At 49.0% G+C, this 18,353-nt stretch carries 19 protein-coding genes; 14 read left to right on the forward strand and 5 right to left on the reverse strand.

Annotated elements, in window-relative coordinates; translation table 11 throughout:
- The first annotated feature begins 1 nt into the window (after window position 1).
- The 4 genes from ACFQ3W_RS07710 (at window position 2) to ACFQ3W_RS07725 (ending at window position 5,220) form a co-directional block, all read left to right on the forward strand.
- Window positions 2-1,771 (forward strand): DAK2 domain-containing protein, encoded by a 1,770-nt coding sequence (locus tag ACFQ3W_RS07710; RefSeq protein ID WP_379318294.1) that lies wholly within the window; start codon window positions 2-4, stop codon window positions 1,769-1,771.
- 53 nt (window positions 1,772-1,824) lie between these two features.
- A complete protein-coding gene (locus ACFQ3W_RS07715) occupies window positions 1,825-2,694 on the forward strand; it encodes a DegV family protein (protein ID WP_379318296.1) in 870 nt (289 codons plus the stop codon).
- Between the two features lie 44 nt (window positions 2,695-2,738).
- The gene (gene recG, locus ACFQ3W_RS07720; RefSeq protein ID WP_379318298.1) at window positions 2,739-4,787 is read left to right on the forward strand and encodes an ATP-dependent DNA helicase RecG; all 2,049 of its coding nucleotides are present in this window, start codon (window positions 2,739-2,741) and stop codon (window positions 4,785-4,787) included.
- Window positions 4,788-4,932: 145 nt separating this feature from the next.
- Complete coding sequence (locus ACFQ3W_RS07725) at window positions 4,933-5,220, forward strand: stage VI sporulation protein F (protein WP_379318300.1); 288 nt, start codon at window positions 4,933-4,935, stop codon at window positions 5,218-5,220.
- Between the two features lie 126 nt (window positions 5,221-5,346).
- Here ACFQ3W_RS07725 and ACFQ3W_RS07730 read toward each other — a convergent pair whose 3' ends face one another.
- Together ACFQ3W_RS07730 and ACFQ3W_RS07735 are read right to left on the reverse strand one after the other, a co-directional pair.
- The gene (locus ACFQ3W_RS07730; protein WP_379318302.1) at window positions 5,347-6,804 is read right to left on the reverse strand and encodes a M56 family metallopeptidase; all 1,458 of its coding nucleotides are present in this window, start codon (window positions 6,802-6,804) and stop codon (window positions 5,347-5,349) included.
- A gap of 10 nt (window positions 6,805-6,814) precedes the next feature.
- The gene (locus ACFQ3W_RS07735; protein ID WP_379318304.1) at window positions 6,815-7,174 is read right to left on the reverse strand and encodes a BlaI/MecI/CopY family transcriptional regulator; all 360 of its coding nucleotides are present in this window, start codon (window positions 7,172-7,174) and stop codon (window positions 6,815-6,817) included.
- A gap of 150 nt (window positions 7,175-7,324) precedes the next feature.
- Between ACFQ3W_RS07735 and ACFQ3W_RS07740 the strand changes: the two genes are divergently transcribed.
- From ACFQ3W_RS07740 to ACFQ3W_RS07770, 7 genes are all read left to right on the forward strand, one after another.
- The gene (locus ACFQ3W_RS07740; protein WP_379318306.1) at window positions 7,325-8,023 is read left to right on the forward strand and encodes a TetR/AcrR family transcriptional regulator; all 699 of its coding nucleotides are present in this window, start codon (window positions 7,325-7,327) and stop codon (window positions 8,021-8,023) included.
- An 11-nt stretch (window positions 8,024-8,034) separates the two neighbouring features.
- Window positions 8,035-8,781, forward strand: coding sequence for a type I methionyl aminopeptidase (gene map, locus ACFQ3W_RS07745; RefSeq protein ID WP_379318637.1), 747 nt, complete (start codon window positions 8,035-8,037; stop codon window positions 8,779-8,781).
- A 203-nt stretch (window positions 8,782-8,984) separates the two neighbouring features.
- Entirely contained in the window at window positions 8,985-9,353 is a 369-nt protein-coding gene (locus ACFQ3W_RS07750) for a hypothetical protein (RefSeq protein ID WP_379318308.1), read from the forward strand.
- Window positions 9,353-10,621, forward strand: coding sequence for a DNA polymerase IV (locus ACFQ3W_RS07755; RefSeq protein ID WP_379318310.1), 1,269 nt, complete (start codon window positions 9,353-9,355; stop codon window positions 10,619-10,621). The genes ACFQ3W_RS07750 and ACFQ3W_RS07755 overlap by 1 nt, the downstream gene beginning before the upstream one ends.
- A complete protein-coding gene (locus ACFQ3W_RS07760; RefSeq protein WP_379318312.1) occupies window positions 10,618-11,118 on the forward strand; it encodes a hypothetical protein in 501 nt (166 codons plus the stop codon). The genes ACFQ3W_RS07755 and ACFQ3W_RS07760 overlap by 4 nt, the downstream gene beginning before the upstream one ends.
- A gap of 109 nt (window positions 11,119-11,227) precedes the next feature.
- Window positions 11,228-11,731, forward strand: a complete 504-nt coding sequence (locus ACFQ3W_RS07765) for a Crp/Fnr family transcriptional regulator (protein ID WP_379318314.1) — start codon at window positions 11,228-11,230, stop codon at window positions 11,729-11,731.
- 363 nt (window positions 11,732-12,094) lie between these two features.
- A complete protein-coding gene (locus ACFQ3W_RS07770) occupies window positions 12,095-12,709 on the forward strand; it encodes a YitT family protein (protein ID WP_379318639.1) in 615 nt (204 codons plus the stop codon).
- A 142-nt stretch (window positions 12,710-12,851) separates the two neighbouring features.
- On the opposite strand, the gene ACFQ3W_RS07775 is transcribed toward ACFQ3W_RS07770, so the two are convergent.
- Window positions 12,852-13,343 carry a DinB family protein gene (locus ACFQ3W_RS07775; RefSeq protein ID WP_379318316.1) on the reverse strand — a complete coding sequence of 164 codons (492 nt, stop codon included), beginning with the start codon at window positions 13,341-13,343 and terminating at the stop codon, window positions 12,852-12,854.
- Window positions 13,344-13,481: 138 nt separating this feature from the next.
- On the opposite strand from ACFQ3W_RS07775, the gene ACFQ3W_RS07780 reads away from it, so the two are divergent.
- Window positions 13,482-14,063: a CGNR zinc finger domain-containing protein gene (locus ACFQ3W_RS07780; protein WP_379318318.1), complete on the forward strand. Its 582-nt coding sequence runs from the start codon at window positions 13,482-13,484 to the stop codon at window positions 14,061-14,063.
- Window positions 14,064-14,122: 59 nt separating this feature from the next.
- Here ACFQ3W_RS07780 and msrB read toward each other — a convergent pair whose 3' ends face one another.
- The gene (msrB, locus tag ACFQ3W_RS07785) at window positions 14,123-15,106 is read right to left on the reverse strand and encodes a peptide-methionine (R)-S-oxide reductase MsrB (protein WP_379318641.1); all 984 of its coding nucleotides are present in this window, start codon (window positions 15,104-15,106) and stop codon (window positions 14,123-14,125) included.
- Between the two features lie 461 nt (window positions 15,107-15,567).
- On the opposite strand from msrB, the gene ACFQ3W_RS07790 reads away from it, so the two are divergent.
- On the forward strand, window positions 15,568-16,254 hold the full coding sequence (locus ACFQ3W_RS07790; RefSeq protein WP_379318320.1) for a TerC family protein: 687 nt from the start codon (window positions 15,568-15,570) through the stop codon (window positions 16,252-16,254).
- 64 nt (window positions 16,255-16,318) lie between these two features.
- Here the strand turns inward: ACFQ3W_RS07790 and ACFQ3W_RS07795 are convergent, their stop codons facing one another.
- Window positions 16,319-17,140, reverse strand: coding sequence for an AraC family transcriptional regulator (locus ACFQ3W_RS07795; protein ID WP_379318322.1), 822 nt, complete (start codon window positions 17,138-17,140; stop codon window positions 16,319-16,321).
- Window positions 17,141-17,287: 147 nt separating this feature from the next.
- Between ACFQ3W_RS07795 and ACFQ3W_RS07800 the strand changes: the two genes are divergently transcribed.
- Window positions 17,288-18,349, forward strand: coding sequence for a Gfo/Idh/MocA family protein (locus ACFQ3W_RS07800; RefSeq protein WP_379318324.1), 1,062 nt, complete (start codon window positions 17,288-17,290; stop codon window positions 18,347-18,349).
- Window positions 18,350-18,353 lie beyond the last annotated feature (4 nt).

Genomic DNA, 18,353 nt, shown 5'->3' on the forward strand with positions numbered 1-18,353 from the left:
ATTGAGTAAGCGTTCTTTAAATGGAACAGATTTTACCGCCATGGTATTAGCCGGTGCAAAGCGGCTTTCCGAGCATGCTGAGCACGTCAATTCCCTCAATGTATTCCCGGTTCCCGATGGGGACACCGGTACGAATATGAATCTGACGATGACGGCTGGCGTGACGGAATTGAAAAACAATGGAGCGGGAGGACTAGGAAGCAGAGCAGGCACCTTGTCCAAGGGACTTCTTATGGGCGCGCGCGGGAACTCCGGCGTCATCTTGTCCCAATTGTTCCGCGGCTTTGGTCGGTATGCCGCCTCATTGGAGGAATTGAATACGGTACAATTTGCTTCTGCCCTGCAAAGCGGCGTTGATACTGCTTATAAGGCAGTGGTGAAGCCTGTGGAAGGAACGATTTTAACAGTAGCGAAGGAAGCAGCCAAACACGCAGTGTATTACGCAAGAAGAACGACTGATATAGTCGAGCTGATGGCTGAAGTGGTGGCTAAAGCAAAGGAAGCGCTTGCTGGAACTCCGGAGCTACTTCCGGTCTTAAAGCAGGTGGGTGTTGTTGATTCAGGTGGTCAAGGACTCGTATATATTTATGAAGGATTTTTAGAATGGTTGAATGGTGGAAGCGCAGATACGACGGTTCAAGGACAAGCTTCTACTCCGGTCGTTTCGTTTGAGATGGAGAAACATGCTCCAGCTAAGACCATACATGTTCCAGCTACTGCACAGGCCAAGCTCGAGACGGAAGACATTGAATTTTTATATGATATGGAATTTTTCATCAATCGTAAGCTGGGCGAGGTTAAGAACGTTGTGTTTGATGAGGAACAGTTCCGGAAAGCGTTGTCTGTCAATGGGGATTCCATTATCGTTATAGCAGATGATGAAATCATCAAAGTGCACGTGCATTCCAAAACTCCTGGTGATGTGCTAAATTTGGCACTTCGTTATGGTGAAATTACGCAAATTCATATTTTAAATATGCGTGAGCAGCACCGTGATCTGCTATCTGCGGGGATGGACGCGGCCCCAATGCCGGAACTGTTTGCTGACATTCCTGCAGAGCCAGCTCGTCCCGTTGATCCGGCTGAACTGCCGGCTGACGAGCTTGCGCCATACGGCTTTATCGCCGTGGCTTCGGGCCAAGGTGTTTCCGAAATTTTCACCAGCCTGGGCGTCGACGTCGTCTTATCGGGTGGGCAGACGATGAACCCTAGCACCGAGGATTTCGTGAAGGCGATTGGATCTATTTCGGCTCAGCATGTTTTTGTTCTGCCCAACAATTCCAATATCATTCTTGCCGCGCAGCAAGCACGCGATTTGCTTGAAGGGGAGCGCAGCGTTATTGTCGTTCCAAGCAAGAGCATTCCGCAGGGCATTGCGGCAGCTTTCGCTTTTCAGGAAGAGGAGAGCGTGGAAACCAATCAGGACAATATGCTAAGAGCTGTACACAACGTCAAAACGGGGCAAGTCACTTATGCGATTCGCGACACGGTCTTTGACGACTTGGAAATCAAGGCTGGCAACTATATAGGTATTGCCGACTCAAAGATTGTTGCTACGGAAGAAGGACTGCTTGAAACGAGCCAAGGGCTGCTCGGTAAAATGCTGGGCGCCGGGGATGAGATCGTCACGGTTCTTAGTGGGGAAGAAGCAGACGAAGCGATGACTGAGGCGCTGGTGGCCTGGGTTCATGAGACGTATCCGGATGTTGAAGTTGAGGTCCATAATGGAGGACAGCCGATTTATTATTACTTGTTCTCGGTAGAAGGTTAAAATTTATATACGATGAACCGGCGAAAGCGAAATAGGAAAGGGTGAAGATACCTATGAAGCAGGTTGTCATTATTGCCGATAGTACGGCAGACATCCCGCAGGCAGTAGTATCGGAATACGGTATTCATATCGTACCGATGCGGCTCGCCTTCGGTGAGCAATCTTTTCTTGAAGGCATCGACATCACCGCAGAAGAGTTCTATGATAAGCTCGCGAAGTCGCGTGATCTACCGACGACCTCGCAAACTTCACCTTCCCAGTATGTAGAGGTTTATCGGGACATGCTGGATAAGTATCCTGGTTCGTCGATCATTTCGATTCATCTTTCCTCCGGTATGAGCGGTACGTATCAATCTGCGGTTTTGGCGAAGCAAATGCTGGAGGAAGAGCTTGACGGGCAGATCGATATTACACCCATCGATTCCTTGTGTGCGACTTACGGGTTCGGTCTGCAGGTCGTTCATGCCGCCAGAATGGCAAAGCGTGGGGCGTCCGTTGAGGAGATTTACAGTGAAGTTGAACGGCTGGGAAAAGCTCGTCGGCTGTATTTTTTGGTCGATACGCTGGAGTACTTGCAAAAGGGTGGACGCATCGGAAAGGCCGCGGCGATATTAGGAAATTTGCTAAATATCAAGCCGATTCTATCAGTTGATCAGGAAGGCGTTATTTATGCCGTCGATAAAGTGCGGGGACGCAAAAAAGCGGTGTCTCGCGTTATCGAGTTGTTCGTAAACGACCTAAAAGGACTGAAGGACATCAATGTGGCGGTGTGCGACTGCGTAAATCCGGAAGGAGCCGAGGAAATAATTCAACTTCTTTCGGAGCATTTTACCCTTCACGAAATCGTCCGTACCAGCATCGGTGCCGTAGTGGGCTCGCATGTTGGTCCCGGCACAGTGGCTACCTTCATTTGGCCGGCTTAATGCCCGGTATTTTATAACCGGCCTTCGATAAAGCGAGGGATGAAATGATGGAGTTAAACGAAATCCCCGTGAGGCAAGTCAGCGGCGTGAGCGCTCTTAAACAAGGAGAGCTTCACGCCTTTGGCATCTTTACGGTTAATGATTTGATCGAATATTATCCGTTTCGGTATGAAGATTACCGGCTCCGCTCTCTGACGGAGGTGAAGGACGGAGAAAAAGTGACAGTACAGGCAAAAATCGTCGGCGTACCTGTATTACAGCGATATGGGCGCAAATCGAGACTGACGTGCAAAATGGTGGCCGAGGACTGGATGTTTACGGCGACCTGGTTCAACCGCCACTTTTTGAAGGACCAACTGACGACTGGGCGGGAAATCATCCTTACGGGTAAATGGGATCTGCGGCGCAGCCAGTTGACCGTGTCAGATTCCGAGTTCCCAGACCGGGGAACGCTGCGCAGCGGAAGTCTACAGCCAGTCTACTCGGTGGGGGGCAAAATTACGCAGGCCTGGATTCGCAAGACGATCGATCAGGCCTTGAAGCAGTACGGGGAAATGATTCCGGAAAATTTGCCGCCTGAGCTGCTGCGCAAATATGATCTAATGGCGCGAAAACGGGCGATCCAGCGTATCCATCAGCCTCAGGACAGCGAGGAGGGACAGCTTGCACGGCGGCGGATGGTATATGAGGAGCTGTTCCTGTTCCAGCTTAAGCTCCAGGCTTATCGGGCGATGAATCACGAGCGTTTGGATGGCGTAGCCCATGTGGTAGACAACAAGGTCATCCGGGAATTTGTGCGGAGTCTTCCGTTTGAGCTGACCGATGCGCAGAAGAAGGTCGAGCTTGAAATTCTACAGGACATGCGCTCCCCGTTTTGCATGAATCGGCTCCTGCAGGGGGATGTCGGATCGGGGAAGACAGTTATTGCTGCGATTGCGTTTTTTGCGGCGATCAAATCGGGGCATCAGGGCGCTTTTATGGTGCCGACGGAGATTTTGGCCGAGCAGCATGTCCGCTCGTTAACCCGGCTGTTCGAGCCATTTGGCGTTACGGTTGGGCTGCTTACAGGGAGCGTGACAGGGCGTAAGCGCAAGGATTTGCTCGGTTCGCTGCAGATGGGGCTCACGGATATCATTGTCGGCACGCATGCGCTGATTCAGGAGGACGTGTTTTTCCGTTCGCTGAGTCTGGTCGTTACTGATGAGCAGCACCGGTTCGGTGTGAATCAGCGCAGCATATTGCGGCGCAAGGGCTTCAATCCGGACGTGCTGACGATGACGGCGACTCCGATTCCGCGTACGCTCGCCATTACAGCCTTTGGCGATATGGATGTGTCGACGCTGTCCGAACGGCCGAAGGGGCGCAAGCCGATCTCTACATATTGGGTGAAGCATAGCATGATGGATCGTGTTCTTGGTTTCATCTCTCGCGAGGTGTCGCTAGGCAGACAAGCCTATCTGATTTGCCCGCTTATCGAAGAGTCGGACAAGCTGGATGTGCAGAACGCTATCGATTTGTATGTATCGATGCAGCAGGCTTTTCCGAATTTTAAGGTCGGCTTGCTGCATGGCCGGATGACTTCGACAGAGAAAGACGAGGTGATGCGCTCGTTCTATGAGAACGAGGTGCAACTGCTCGTCTCCACCACGGTGGTCGAAGTCGGGGTCGATGTGCCGAATGCGACGCTGATGATCGTCATGGATGCCGACCGGTTTGGCTTGTCGCAGCTGCATCAGCTGCGAGGGCGGGTTGGCCGCGGGGAGCACGCATCGTACTGCGTGCTTATCGCGGATCCGAAGTCGGAGGTCGGTCAGGAGCGAATGAAGGTCATGACCGATACGGACGACGGCTTCGAAGTGGCTCGGCGGGACCTGGAGCTGCGCGGTCCCGGGGATTTTTTCGGCACCAAGCAGAGCGGGGTGCCGGAGTTTCGAATCGCGGACATGGTCAGCGATTATGCGGTGCTTGAGGCGGCGCGGGACGACGCCGTCCGGCTGGTGGGCGACCCGTCCTTTTGGACGTCGCCCGAATATGGGCCGCTGCGTGAGCATTTGCGGCGCGAGCAGGTGTTCCAGGGCGAGTTGATCGATTAGGGCTGGTGGGCGGCCTTTTGCAGAGCCACTCGCCCTTTTTAGGTAGCTCCTAGGTCCCTAGGCCTTTTTTTCAGCACTATGGACAGTCTTTCCGTCATATATTAGGGTTGAGGTCCGGAAATGACGGGACAGGAGGTGCAGGTGCTTGAGTTACCATCAATACGGAATTAGCCCACAGCTGGTGGAGCGGATCAAATTGAAGATGAAAAACCCGGCGATGAAGGAGCGCATGAAGCAGCTCGTGGAAGGCTTGACCAAAGCGGATCTTCAGGATCGCCCTAAAGTGCGCAGGCTTGTTAGAACTGCGGCTTCGCTGCTGGGTGAGAGGATTACCGGCGGACAGGAAGAGCAGATCGTACAGTTTGTCATTGATCAGAAAATTGACCCGCGCAATACGTTTCACCTGATCAAATTGTGGGGAATGTTCCGGTAGCGGGATGGAAACACATGAAAGGACCCTTGGGATGGATTATACCAAGGGTCCTTTTTTCTCTGATGTATATTTATATGAATGTGTTTGCTGCAGGGGCTTTTTTCTTTTGCAAGCCATGCTTTATATTCATCGTAGGTCCACCAAACCACCTTCGGTGTCGGAAGTGGACACGGTATCGGCCGTGCTCTGCATATTGCTTATGGAATCATCCTCATAGGAAAAATCGGCTCCGTCCGGAACGCCTAATTCCTTTCTTTTCTCGGCGATTTCTTTCTCTACGGCTTCTTTTTCGGCAGTATTCCGATCAAATTCAGCCTGACTTCGTTTATTAATCCCGGCCAGCTTGCCGTTCTTATAGGCGGCATAGAGGTCAACGGAACCATCCGTCATGGACTGACCGACCCCGGCCTGTTCATCATAGAAATCGCGCACCTTTGTTCTCTGATAAAATAGCTCGCCGGTTTTTTCGTCATAAGTAAGGCCGAAAGGTTCATAGACCTTCATCGCCTTGGCCATCGCTTTGCGTTGTTGCGCTTCTTGTTCCTTTTCCATCAGCCCGCCGGACCAGCTGCCGCTTTCTGTTGCCGTCGCCAAAGCTGAGCCTGAATTCACATTAACAGCGCTGGTTGCGAATGCGGTCAATGTGCCGCCAACCAGGAGCAACGCCGCAGTGACTCCCAAAGCCGTAACTTTTTTCATTTTCATAATCGCCGTTATCCTTTCTTCAATCGCATTTTTACTAAAGCTGTTAAACAAAGGGGCTATCTTGCTTTTCTTTTCTTCCATAACGATCAGCGTCATGGCGTAGGCGGATCTGGTTGTTTCCCCGTGTGTCCGCACTACCGTTTCATCGCAGGAAAGTTCAATATCACGATTGGCGAGCACATACATCACCCATACCAAAGGATTGAACCAGTGTACGCATAAAGCGGAAGCCAGCAACAATTTCGTTAGGGCGTCAAATCTTTTGATATGCACATATTCATGGGTAAGAATGTAGCGCAGTCTTGCCTCGTCCGTCCAGTCGGTTGTTTTAGGCAGAAGCACCACAGGCCGGAATACCCCGTAGGTCAGCGGCGCTTGGATTTTATCGCATTGTCTGATTTGCACATGCCGCCGCATGGGATGCTCCCGCAGCCAAGTGTCGATAAAATCGTTCTGGGCGGGCAAGGAAGTTTGGAATTCCCTGAGCCACCGTATATAGGTCGCGATGAAAAATAATGCGGAGGCGCCCATGCCCGCCAGCCAAATGATCAACACGGGTGAAAAGAATGCCGTAGGCAAGCCTGATACGCCCAATGCTCCCGACGCCACACCGCTGGGCTGCTGCTCAGCGAAGGAAAGATCGCTCATGCCTATATCGTACATACCGGCCGTTCCAGAAAATATCCGTTTCAATACGTCTACACCGGTAAAAAAACTGAAACGCGATGGAACAGAAAAAGGAACCAGCAGGCGGCAAACGACTACTCCCCAAAGGATCAGAAATGTCTTTTTGGGCAGCTTGTGCAAGGAAAGCCCGCGGATGATCACGATGGCGATAATGAGGACCGCTGCGGAAAGACTCATTTGCAAAACATCCATACGGGACACCTCATTTCAACTTGTCTACAAGCTGCTTCAATCTTTCGATTTCTTCTTTGGACAGCTTTTTGCTATTAATGAGAGAGGCGAACAGCAAATCGGGGGAGCCGTCAAACACTTTATTGATCAACTCCGCCGCTTCCTGCACCTGCACCTGTTCTTTCGAAATGGCGGCCCGGCATAAGAAGTTGGGCTCGAGCCGTTTTATCGCTCCTTTGGCGATACATTTTTTAATCACGGTGTAGGTGGTGTTCTTATTCCAGCCAACCTGCTCGGCCAGAATTTCGCTAAGCTGCTTCGCGGTTAAGTCTCCCTCCTTCCATAAAACATCCATCACCTTAAGCTCGGAGTCAAACAGTTTTATGTCCATGCCAAATTCTTCCCTTCAGACTATTGCAATAGTATCGAGTTCATACTACTTCAATAGTCTGACCATGTCAAGTAGCCCTTGCTATTTGTCTGCCGATGTTTTATATTGACATGAGAGTAGGTCAAAACAAAAGGAGGTCCCTGAACTGGTATGACCCCACGAACAAAGGAGCAAAATGAAGAAATTCGCATACGCCGGCTGGCTCAAATTCGCATAGCGGCCGCCGATGTATTTTTGGATAAGGGACTGGTAATGGAAATTCGCGACGTGGCGGTGCAGGCCGGTCTTGGATATGGAACGGTATATCATTATTACAGCAATAAAGGCGATCTGCTCCATGATTTGTTGTGGGTTTGTATGGAGCGAGCGGGCGAATGGCTGGACGGGTTCACCAGCCCTTCCCCTTCTGTGACCGAGCGCCTGAGCGACTTATCTCATGACCGAAGGATGAGGCAAGTGCCTCTTGCAGAGGAGAAATCTCTTTTCGCCGCCGGGATCCGGCTGCTGGAGGCTTGGGCGGACGATCATGGCCTGTATTTACTGTACAAACTAGCTGCAGACGACTTTCGCCCTCTGCCTGAAGCACGGGCCGTCCCCCTGGCAGCGGCTTTTCGCGAGCAGGTGTTGCTTCCGTTTGCGGCTGTACTGGGAGATGGGGAGCTAGTACCTGCAAAGCCGAGTGCCTTAGATCTAAGTGAGAACTCAGCGGCGCTGCGGTTTGCCGAGTTCCGGCTGGCTGCGCTCGCGGGAGCCGCCTCGCTCCCGCTTCGCCGTGGCACCCTGCGCGCCGATGCCAGGGACATTGCCGCAGTTTTGTTTACCGAAAGGACTATGCAGAGGCAAATTTAAGGAGTGATATGATGATTATTTTGAAATCGCCGCGAGAAATCGAAGAGATGAAAACGGCGAACCAAATTGTTGCGGACTGCCATCGGGAGGTTTCTAAAATTATTGCTTCCGGGATTACTACACAGGAAATCAATGATTTTGTCGCCAGACATATTACTAAATTAGGCGGCAAGCAGTTTACAAAAGGGTATAACGGGTTTCCTGCAGAAACCTGCACATCGCTCAACGATGTAGTAGCGCACGGATTTCCTTCATCCCGAAAACTGCAAGATGGAGATCTGCTTAAGCTTGATATTGTTGCGGAATACGACGGCTGGTTTGGCGATTCATGTTGGTGTTATGCGATTGGCCATATAAGTCCGGAAGCGGAAAAGCTGCAGCGGGTCACGAAAGAATGTTTGGATCTTGGTATCGCCCAGGCGCTTCCCGGGAAGCGGCTCGGTGACATCACTTCCGCTGTCCAAACCCACGCGGAAGCAAACGGATTTTCGGTGGTGCGCGATCTGCTGGCACACGGCATCGGACGAAGCTTGCACGAGGAACCGAGCTATGAGCATATCGGTGTAGCGGGTAAAGGAATTCGTTTGAAGGAAGGCATGGTCTTTACGATTGAGCCAATGATTAATGAAGGTACATTCCGCATAACGATCGATGACGATGAGTGGACAGCACGAACGGCTGACGGCAAGCTGTCGGCGCAGTATGAGCATACGATTGCGATTACGCAGGACGGTCCGCTTATTTTAACCGCTCACTAATGAAGTTGATTTGCAAGCAGATAAAGAGTCTATATTGATGGTGTCTATATGACCCGTTGGTATAGCCTCTTTTTTCATTTAAAGGTAGCCTTGCCGAAGCCTAGCGACGAAACGGGGGTATCATTTCCATGAACTTCCCTTGCATAACGAATGTATGTTCGGTATATAATAAGAATAAATGTTCGTATTGTGGTGGTGTTAATATGAGTGTTAATCCAAGAATCGAAACAGAAGAGGATTTTCAAATCATCAAGGAATACACGTTACTGCCCATTTTACTGGATATGTTAGCAAGAGATGTGCAAGAGTTAAAAATCTATAAGGATAGAATTGTGTTCAATCATGTTCTTTTTTACCTTAGGGATGTTGAGAACTCCATCTATTCGGAATTGCAAAGCATTAAAAGTACGATGAAGAAACGAAATATTAAAGTTTTGAAAATCGATACCAATGCACTAGGCATTAATGTTGAATACAAAGTTCGCGGTTACATCCACCATTTCACCATGTTGAGGAGTTTGGTAAAAGCAGAGCTGATGACCATACTGATGAATGTGCGGAGGCAGTCGTGATGAGTGGAAAACGTGAGAAAGTTATCCTTCTGGCCGATTGCATGAGTTTCTACGCCAGCGTTGAAAAGGCGGATCATCCAGGCTGTAAGAATAAACCTGTTGTTGTAGCCGGAGACCCTGCACGCCGTTCAGGAATCATTTTAGCAGCTTGTCCTATTGCAAAGAGCTTTGGAGTAACTACAGCGGAGCGTCTTGGCGACGCGCTGAGGAAGTGTCCGGAGCTTGTTATTATGCGTCCTCGAATGCAGCATTATATAGATATTTCACTTATGATTACGAGAATTTATGAGGAGTTTACAGATCTCGTTGAAATTTTTAGTATCGATGAACAATTTTTAGATGTCACTGCAAGCCTGCCCTTCTTTGGAGACCCAATAGCCATTGCAAAATCTATTCAGCAAAAAGTTTTAAGTCAAACAGGCGTATGGGTAAGAATCGGAATAAGTTCCAATAAAATATTGGCTAAAATCGCAACCGATATATGGGCCAAAAAGAACGAAGACGGCATATTTACCTTATCTAAATCAGACGTGGAAACTTTACTTTGGCCTGAGCCAGTAAATAAGATGTTTGGCGTCGGTTCACGCATGACAGCACATTTTACTCGTCTTGGAATGAATACAATCGGCGATATTGCCAGAACACCATTACCGAGTCTTAAAGAAAAATTTCGAGCTCGCTTTGGTAAGCAATCGGACATTCACGCGGAGGTGATGTGGAGAACGGCTAACGGATTAGATGATAGTCCAGTTACACCCAGAACATTTAGTGCACCGCCAAAATCAGTGGGCCATATGATGACTTTGCCTAGGGATTATAATGATAAATCTGAGGTGGATACAGTTCTCCTTGAACTTACAGAGGAGGTTTGCCGCGATTGCCGACGTAAGGGATATATGGGCTCTGTAGTTACTGTCAGTTGTATGTGCAGCCCCTATGAAGCACCTACTGGATTCTCGCGCCAAATGAAGATGCCGGATCCTACTAACAATACAAATGCCGTATTCCAGGCAGTGAAGATGATTTTCTATAAATATTGGGACAAAATGCCCGTCCGACGCGCCGGGGTAACATTAAGCCAACTGGTGGATGATGGGAATTACCAGCTTACACTTTTTGAGGATCAGGTGAAATCCAGAGCCTTAGAGAAAGCTACCGACCGCATAAAAGATCGATATGGGAGCGCCGCAATCATGAGAGCTTCTTCGCTTACCAACGCCGGGCAAGCAGCGGATAGGTCGACGAAGATAGGAGGGCATTATAAATGAGCAAAAAACTTGAAAAAAACGGATTGTGGGAATCCAGCAGAATGATGCTGCCACAGCATAAAGAAGCATATCAGAACAGACTCGATGATAAAGCAGTCCAACAAAGTCGTCCAACAACAGAAGAAATTAATATGATGAGAGATTATGTTCTACTGCCCATCATGCACTCCATTGTCATAAGAAAAGCTCAAGAAGTGGAACACTCCTCTGAAACTCTAAGATTACTTTATTCAAAGGTGGCTCAGGTTCTTGCCAAAAACATTTATGCAGACTTATCCAAAGTAAAAAGATCCTTGTCGGAAAAAAATATCAGCGTTTTTGAAAATGGAAAAGATGATCGAATGATTCGTTACCGATATATTTGCCGTGAGTATGAAGATAGCTTTACGGTCACCAGAGACTATATGCGTGCCGAAGTAAGCTTGAGAATTAGACGATATGCTGACAATCTTGTAACAAGTATGTATAGCTCAGGAAGTCAACCAAGTAACAAATAAAACATGAGAGTAAGTCCGAGGATATATGTCCTTTGACCGTGAACGGGACAGCCTAGCTCTTTTTTGCTATAATCATTCTAATCGCGATATACCGGAATGGAGAGATACGATGATATTGCATAAAGGTGAAATCCTGTTCCGCCAAGGGGATGACGGTGCGTTTTTGTATCACGTAAAGAGCGGCTTGTTTAAAGTGACACGCTTGCATGAGAATGGGAACATTGTCCTGTTCAATATTTTGTATCCGGGCGAGACGGTCCCGCATCATTCCTTGATTTCGCCCAAGGAGGTTCACGGGACGGCCACAGCACTTATGCGCAGCGAAGTAGAGGCGATACCGGCCCAGCAATGGTACCGGGAGCTGCAGGAGGATCCGCAGAAACCGCTGGAGGTGGCTAAGCTGCTTCAGGAGAAAGTCCGATTTATGCAGGAGCGGCTGGACCATTTGACGGTCGGCACACCGGCCGAACGTCTGGAACTGCTCACCAAATGGCTTGGTCAACACGCCCACGGTGTTCCTTTGACCGATTATTTAACCCAAGAGGAGATCGGACAGCTGATCGGTGTAAGACGAGAGACCGTGAACCGACTGCTGCGAAGCCAGGATCGTTGAAAATAATGAAAGAAATTTTCATTATTTTCCGGTTTTACGGTACAGTCATGATTTCCGTTGTGGTATAATATGAATAGAAACAAAACCAATAGAAAGGATCAGGATACCATGTGTCCCCGAAGGACGAAATCCCAAAGGACGATTTGGAAACGTTGTGATCTCTCTTATACTTAGCTTCTTTTCGTGGAACGTCGGTTTACGGTAAACCAACCCTACGAAAGAGGCGTGTAATGATGCGAAGGATGAAGTCCTCATGGATCTTCTCCGTAGGGTGTTGCCGTAAGGTCAACCAAACTACGATAAGAGGGATTCCTAATGAGGGAAAAAGCAGAAAGGCAAGTTGACGGTAGGTCATTGGCAACAATGATAGTCGGGTCCTGTTTGCTGGCTTTTACGTACTATCATATCAATTTTCAGAACGGTTTGGCGGAAGGCGGATTCGTTGGCCTGGCTTTGCTCGGCAAATATTTGTTCAATCTCTCGCCGGCGCTGTCCTCAATTGCGCTTGATCTTCCGATTGTGTTGCTGGCTTGGTTCTTGAAGGGGCGAAAATTTGTCGTCCATACTTTGATTGCAACATTGACCTTTTCGTTATTTTACGAATTGTGCGAGCAGTTCTCGCCGCTAACGATGAATCTGCAAGATCGTTTGCCGCTGGCTGCATTGCTGTCCGGTCTGTTAACAGGGATCGGGGCTGGCTTGGTGCTTCGGGCTGGCGGTGCGACAGGCGGAGACGACATTTTGGCGATGCTGTTAAGTGAGCGGTCCGGTTTAAAGATCGGAACGGTGTTTATGATTTTGGATGCTTCTGTCCTTATGATTTCACTCATATATTTACCACTAAAAGAAACGCTATTCACCATTATGGCGGTGCTCATTGCAGGCAAAACGATTACGTGGACAGTCTACTACGGACAGAAACCGCGAATGTCCCTGCATTTGCCTTACCGGGTCAAAGAGAAAACGGCTCGAGCTTGATGCTCGGGCCGTTTTTTTTGTTAACACGTCAGAGCTTATGAAAGTGTAGTTGTATTCATTGGGAGGTGTGCTTATGTCTGAAATATTTCCGTCCTCACTAGCGGCTTTTGGTTAGATTCTTGGGGGGATAGTAACGCTTATTTCATGACCTCCAAGAGCCCTGCATTTTGCGGATCAGCACGATTTGGCCGGAATGATAGGCGTCATGCAGCATCCAACAGGAGAGCGCGTGGCCGATTGTCTCTGGGCCGGAGGAGCGGTAAGGCGCTTCCAAGTCGGACTCGCTCAAAGCAGCGATTGTCTCACGCAGCTCAAGGGCGATGCGTTTCGTTTCGGCCAGCGTGGCATTCCAGGCTTCGACATCTTCGGCATCATACGCAACTTGGAACGTTTCATCGTTTGTTTGTGCTGATACGCTGGGAGGGGTATCTTTTAACCGACTGAGGACGAGTTTGTTGTAAAAATTGATGTGATTGACGGTCTGCCAGATCGTATTTCCTCCACCCGGCGGCGTCCATAAGGCTTGCTCGGTGGTCACGTTCTGAAGTGCGGTGGATAACGGGACGATCCATTCCTCAAGCTCCCAGGTATTGTCTTTTTGGACGAGCAGCAGATCCAATGCATTTGCACTCAAAATTGCATCCTCCTTATCATCGTAACTGGCTAAATTACCATTTACAGGTTACAATCAGATTATAACATGAAGCTAGGTGAAATGTAACTACTTATTTGTAGTATAGATAGTTACGTTCAAAATAGGAGGACTATAGCATTGGAAAGGTTATGGAGTGATTTTCTGAATAGTGAGTGGCATGATTGGCGTGGAAGCGGAAAGAGTGGAGACCGGCTGGGGCAGGATAAATGGCAGGAATATTTCTTGGGCAGCTGGGGTCTTAAAGCAACAGTTCCCGCTGATGAGGACGAGATCCTTCATATGAGGAAGTTTCGGAAACAGCTACATGAGCTGGCTAGCCGTTTAGCGGACGACAGTCAAATGAATACAGAGGATTGGGCGCTGTTGAATGAATATATGAAGCTGGGAGTGGTACGTCGGCAATTTGCGGGTGAGGGCGAAGGGATCGAACTGAAACTTACACCGATAAACGACGACTGGAAGCAGGTATTAGCTGAAATCGCTGCAAGCTTTGGACAAACCCTACTTGAAGGAGGAGACGGACGAATTCGCATATGCGACAACCCGGACTGTCGCTGGGTGTTTTATGATGATACTCGAAATCGTACGAAAAAATACTGCGACGACAAAACGTGCGGCAACCTGATGAAGGTGCGGCGGTTTCGGGCACGAAAAAAGGCGGAGCATGATCCTGACGAGATGGAGAACGGGTCATCATAAGCAATCGTTCAGATTAAAGCAAAAGGGACTCCTGCTTAGGAATCCCTTTTTTTAGATCTTTATTCTTCAGACGGGCTATCAAATAAAGTAAGATACTCTCCGTATCCTTCCTTTTCAAGGTCCGTTTTTGGGACAAAATGCAGTGCCGCAGAGTTGATGCAGTAACGAAGTCCCGTCGGCTCCGGCCCGTCATCGAATACGTGACCAAGATGGGAATCACCAATCCGGCTTCTCACCTCAGTGCGTACCATGAAATGGCTGGTGTCGCTTTTCTCTTTAATGTTGTAGTCCCGCAGGGGACGTGTGAAGCTTGGCCATCCGCAGCCGGCGTCGAACTTGTCACGAGAGCTGAACAGCGGTTCTCCAGATACGATATCGACATAGATGCCTTCTTCAGTGTGGTCCCAGTACTCGCCGGTGAAAGGGCGTTCTGTGGCGCTGTTTTGCGTCACCTCATACTGGATTCCTGACAAGCGGCGATGCAGTTCCTCCTTGTCAGCCGGACCGGACCAGTGTCGTTCAAGGAAGTCTTCGCGGCCGGAGCCTTTCCGGTACCGTTTATAATGCCCGGGGTTCTTCCGGTGGTATTGCTGGTGGTACTCCTCAGCCGGATAAAAAGGGGCCGCAGGGAGAATTGGGGTTACGATCGGTTTGTCGAAGCGACCGCTTTGTGCAAGTTCGAGTTTGGATTGCTCCGCTTCTTCACGCTGCTGTTCATTATGATAGAAAATAGCGGTCTGGTATGATTCTCCACGGTCATGAAATTGTCCGCCCTCGTCCGTTGGATCGATTTGCTGCCAATACAGCTCCAGCAGTCTTTTGTAAGGAAATACGGACGGATCAAACGTGATTTGAACGGCTTCGTAATGACCTGTGTGCCCCGCACAAACCTGCTCATAAGTAGGGTTTTCCGTATTTCCACCTGTATATCCTGAGATGATGCCATGTATGCCGGGCAGTTGTTCGAATGGCGATACCATGCACCAGAAACAGCCCCCTGCAAAGGTTGCTAGCTCCAGTCGTGCAGATTGTGTTGGATTCATCATAATCCCTCCGTTTCCCTATCATTATAGCGTGTTTTCCAGAAAACCCAAAATAGTCCTCAAAAAACTGGTGCTGGCGCATATTGAAAGTACGTGCTATAATTACTTTAATTAAACATGCTTGGTTCCCAAAGGGGAGTAGCTTATAATCAATAAAGTCGTCATTACGGGAGTATACATACCCCCGGCTTTATTGGCAACATTTAAGTTGTTAGCGAGACCTTTGCCCGTTGCGAATATTGGGTAAAGGTCTTTTTTGATGCATAAATGCGTCGTGCCCAATATGGACACGGCGCATTTTTTGATTAAAGAAAGGGTTTCTTCCCGTAAACCCACTGGTATATGTCTTTAATCTATAGAAAAACTACCTTTATCTAAACACTATGGTTTTCTAGCGGGTAGAGGGGATTTTCTAAAAAGTGGGTCCTGAGCATGGTTAAATAACAGAAAGGGGAGAAAGGATGGAACTTTTAACGGTAGAATTTTGGACAGCACTTTTATCGATTGTTCTTATTGACTTGGTTCTTGCGGGAGACAACGCCATCGTTATTGGCCTTGCGGCTCGAAACGTTCCAAAAGCAGATCAGAAGAAAGTAATCATTTGGGGGACCGTTGGTGCCATTGTAGTGCGGGTTATTATGACCTTGCTTGTGGTTCAGCTTCTCAACATTCCCGGGCTTCGCTTGGCTGGGGGGCTTGCCTTAATATGGATTGCCTACAAATTATTGATTGATGAGAAAAGTCATGATATTAAGGCCGGAAATAGAATATGGGCTGCTATTCGCACGATCATTATCGCCGACACCATGATGGGCCTCGACAACGTATTGGCCGTAGCCGGAGCGGCCCATGGCGATTTCCTCCTTGTTGTTATCGGACTCGCCGTTTCTGTACCGATCATGGTATGGGGCAGTACAATGATCCTGAAGTTGACCGAGCGATTCCCGATGGTCATTACGATCGGCGCGGCGGTACTGGCTTGGACCGCAGCGAAAATGATTGTGGAAGAACCGTTGATTCACGATTGGTTTGCTAGCGCATGGATCAAGTATGGATTTGAGCTTTTCATCATCGTCGCGGTCGTTGGACTCGGGACGCTCATGAAAAGAAAAAGAAGAGTGCATCTGCATCATAGTACGCAATCTTAGGAAAAAAGGTTTGCAATAAAACGCCGCCGGTCAATTTGACTGGCGGCGTTTTTGTAGATTCGCCCTACCCTCCGTTATTTCGTGCCGCTTGCCGGAACTGCTTAGGCGACATCCCATAACGTTTGCGAAATACTTTATGAAAGTAATTATAGCTGGGAAAGCCTGAACTCTCGGCAACATGCTCAAGGGAAAGCGGACTAAAGATAATCCTTTCACGTGCCATATTCAGGCGAACTTCCAGCGTATACTGAATGATGCTTTGACCGAAGGTTTCTTTAAATAAATGAACCGCTCGGGAAACGCTGATTCCGACATAGGAGGCCACATCCTCCAGTTTAAAGGGCGAGGCCACATTTTCTTCGATATAGTTTTTGATGCGGTGGGCCAAATAAGTGGGGTAATTGGGCCGCGGCTGTTCCTGCAAATTTCGGTCAATATCCATACACAAAATTTTGAGGTAGTATTCCGCAATTTCGGGAGCCAGGTTTGAAATTCTACGCTGCTCCAGCATGATCTGCCGAAAAGTCCCAACCAGGCCGTCGGTCAGCTGTACTTTGATCCGGTGCGGCCGGACTTGCTTTTTCCACCATGCTTCAATCCATTCTCCAGTAAGAAAAATGTGATAGTCCCCGCTGTCGACGGTGACTTCACCAAGCCCGTTAGGCTCCGCTTCCACTTTCAACTCATAATGATCCCCTGGGGCGAAGAGCAGCAGATCCCCCGCTTCGAGAAGCTCCAACCGTCCATTTAAACGGGCACGGCATCTTCCTGAGGTTTGCAGCCGAATTAAATGATTGACGGGCCCGTCAACTTGATTCGTGTGAAACGGCTTGCGGTGCACCGAATAACCAGCAAACAAAATTTTCAGGTCTGCATTATCCTCCATAGCTGTCCTCCACAGGAATCCAAAAAATAATAACCAGATTGTTCATGTTTAAATCATATTATTCATTTTACAACAAGGTATTTTGAAATACCATGGTAGTGGAATCAGCAAGGGCTTTCATTAACTGCTTTGGGGGAGTTGAGACATTTGACACGTGTCAATATGGGTATCATCGGCTGTGGAAATATTAGTCCGGCTTACTTAACCTATTTAGGTCAAAGCGACTTGATCAAGATAATGGCAGTTTCTGACCAACTGCCGGAAAAGGCGCGTGAACGGGCTAAGGAATTTGGTGTTGAAAACGTATACACCGTGGATGAAATGCTTCAAGCCCCTGAAATCAAGCTTATTCTGAATCTGACGATCCCTTCATCCCATGGAGCGTTAAACATCGCCGCACTGGAGCACGGCAAGCATGTGTACGTCGAAAAACCGTTATCCATTTCCTTGGAGGAGGCTCGGAAAATGCTTGACCTTGCCGATGCTAAACATCTGCGGGTCGGATGTGCCCCCGATACTATTCTGGGTTCTGGCCTTGAAACGAGCCGGCAGGTGATTGCGGACGGATTGATCGGGCGTCCGCTCGGGGCTACCGCATTTATGATGGGAGCCGGGCATGAAAGCTGGCACCCGAATCCTGAATTTTTCTATGCCGAGGGTGGAGGACCCATGTTTGATATGGGGCCTTACTATTTAACCGCACTCGTGCACCTGATCGGGCCAATCGCCCGGATTAGCGGCTCGGCAGGTATCCAGATTCATGAGCGTACGGTGAAGTCGGGACCCAATGCGGGCTCTTTCATCCCGGTAAAGACCCCAACCCATTATAGCGCCACGCTTGATTTTACGGGCGGTGCAATCGGTACGCTAGTAACCAGTTTTGATATTCCCGGAGGAAGCACATTGCCTCGGATCGAGATTTACGGGACTAAGGGGACGATGCTGGTTCCAGATCCGAACGGCTTTAATGGTGATGTCAAAATACGCCGTTCCGGATCGGAAGCATGGGAGGTGGTTCCGCCGTTATTCGAATGTGGGCCCAATGAGCGCGGCCGTGGTATCGAGGATATGGCCAAAGCGATGGCCGAAGATCGTGAACACAAGGCCAGCGGCAAGCTTGCATATCATGTGCTGGAAGCGATGCACGCAGTCGCACAATCTTCGCGCGAAGGGCGGCATATCAAGCTGAGCAGCGCAGATTGCCTTTAGTTAT

It is taken from the genome of Paenibacillus puldeungensis, from assembly GCF_042678945.1.
Taxonomy (GTDB): domain Bacteria; phylum Bacillota; class Bacilli; order Paenibacillales; family Paenibacillaceae; genus Fontibacillus; species Fontibacillus puldeungensis.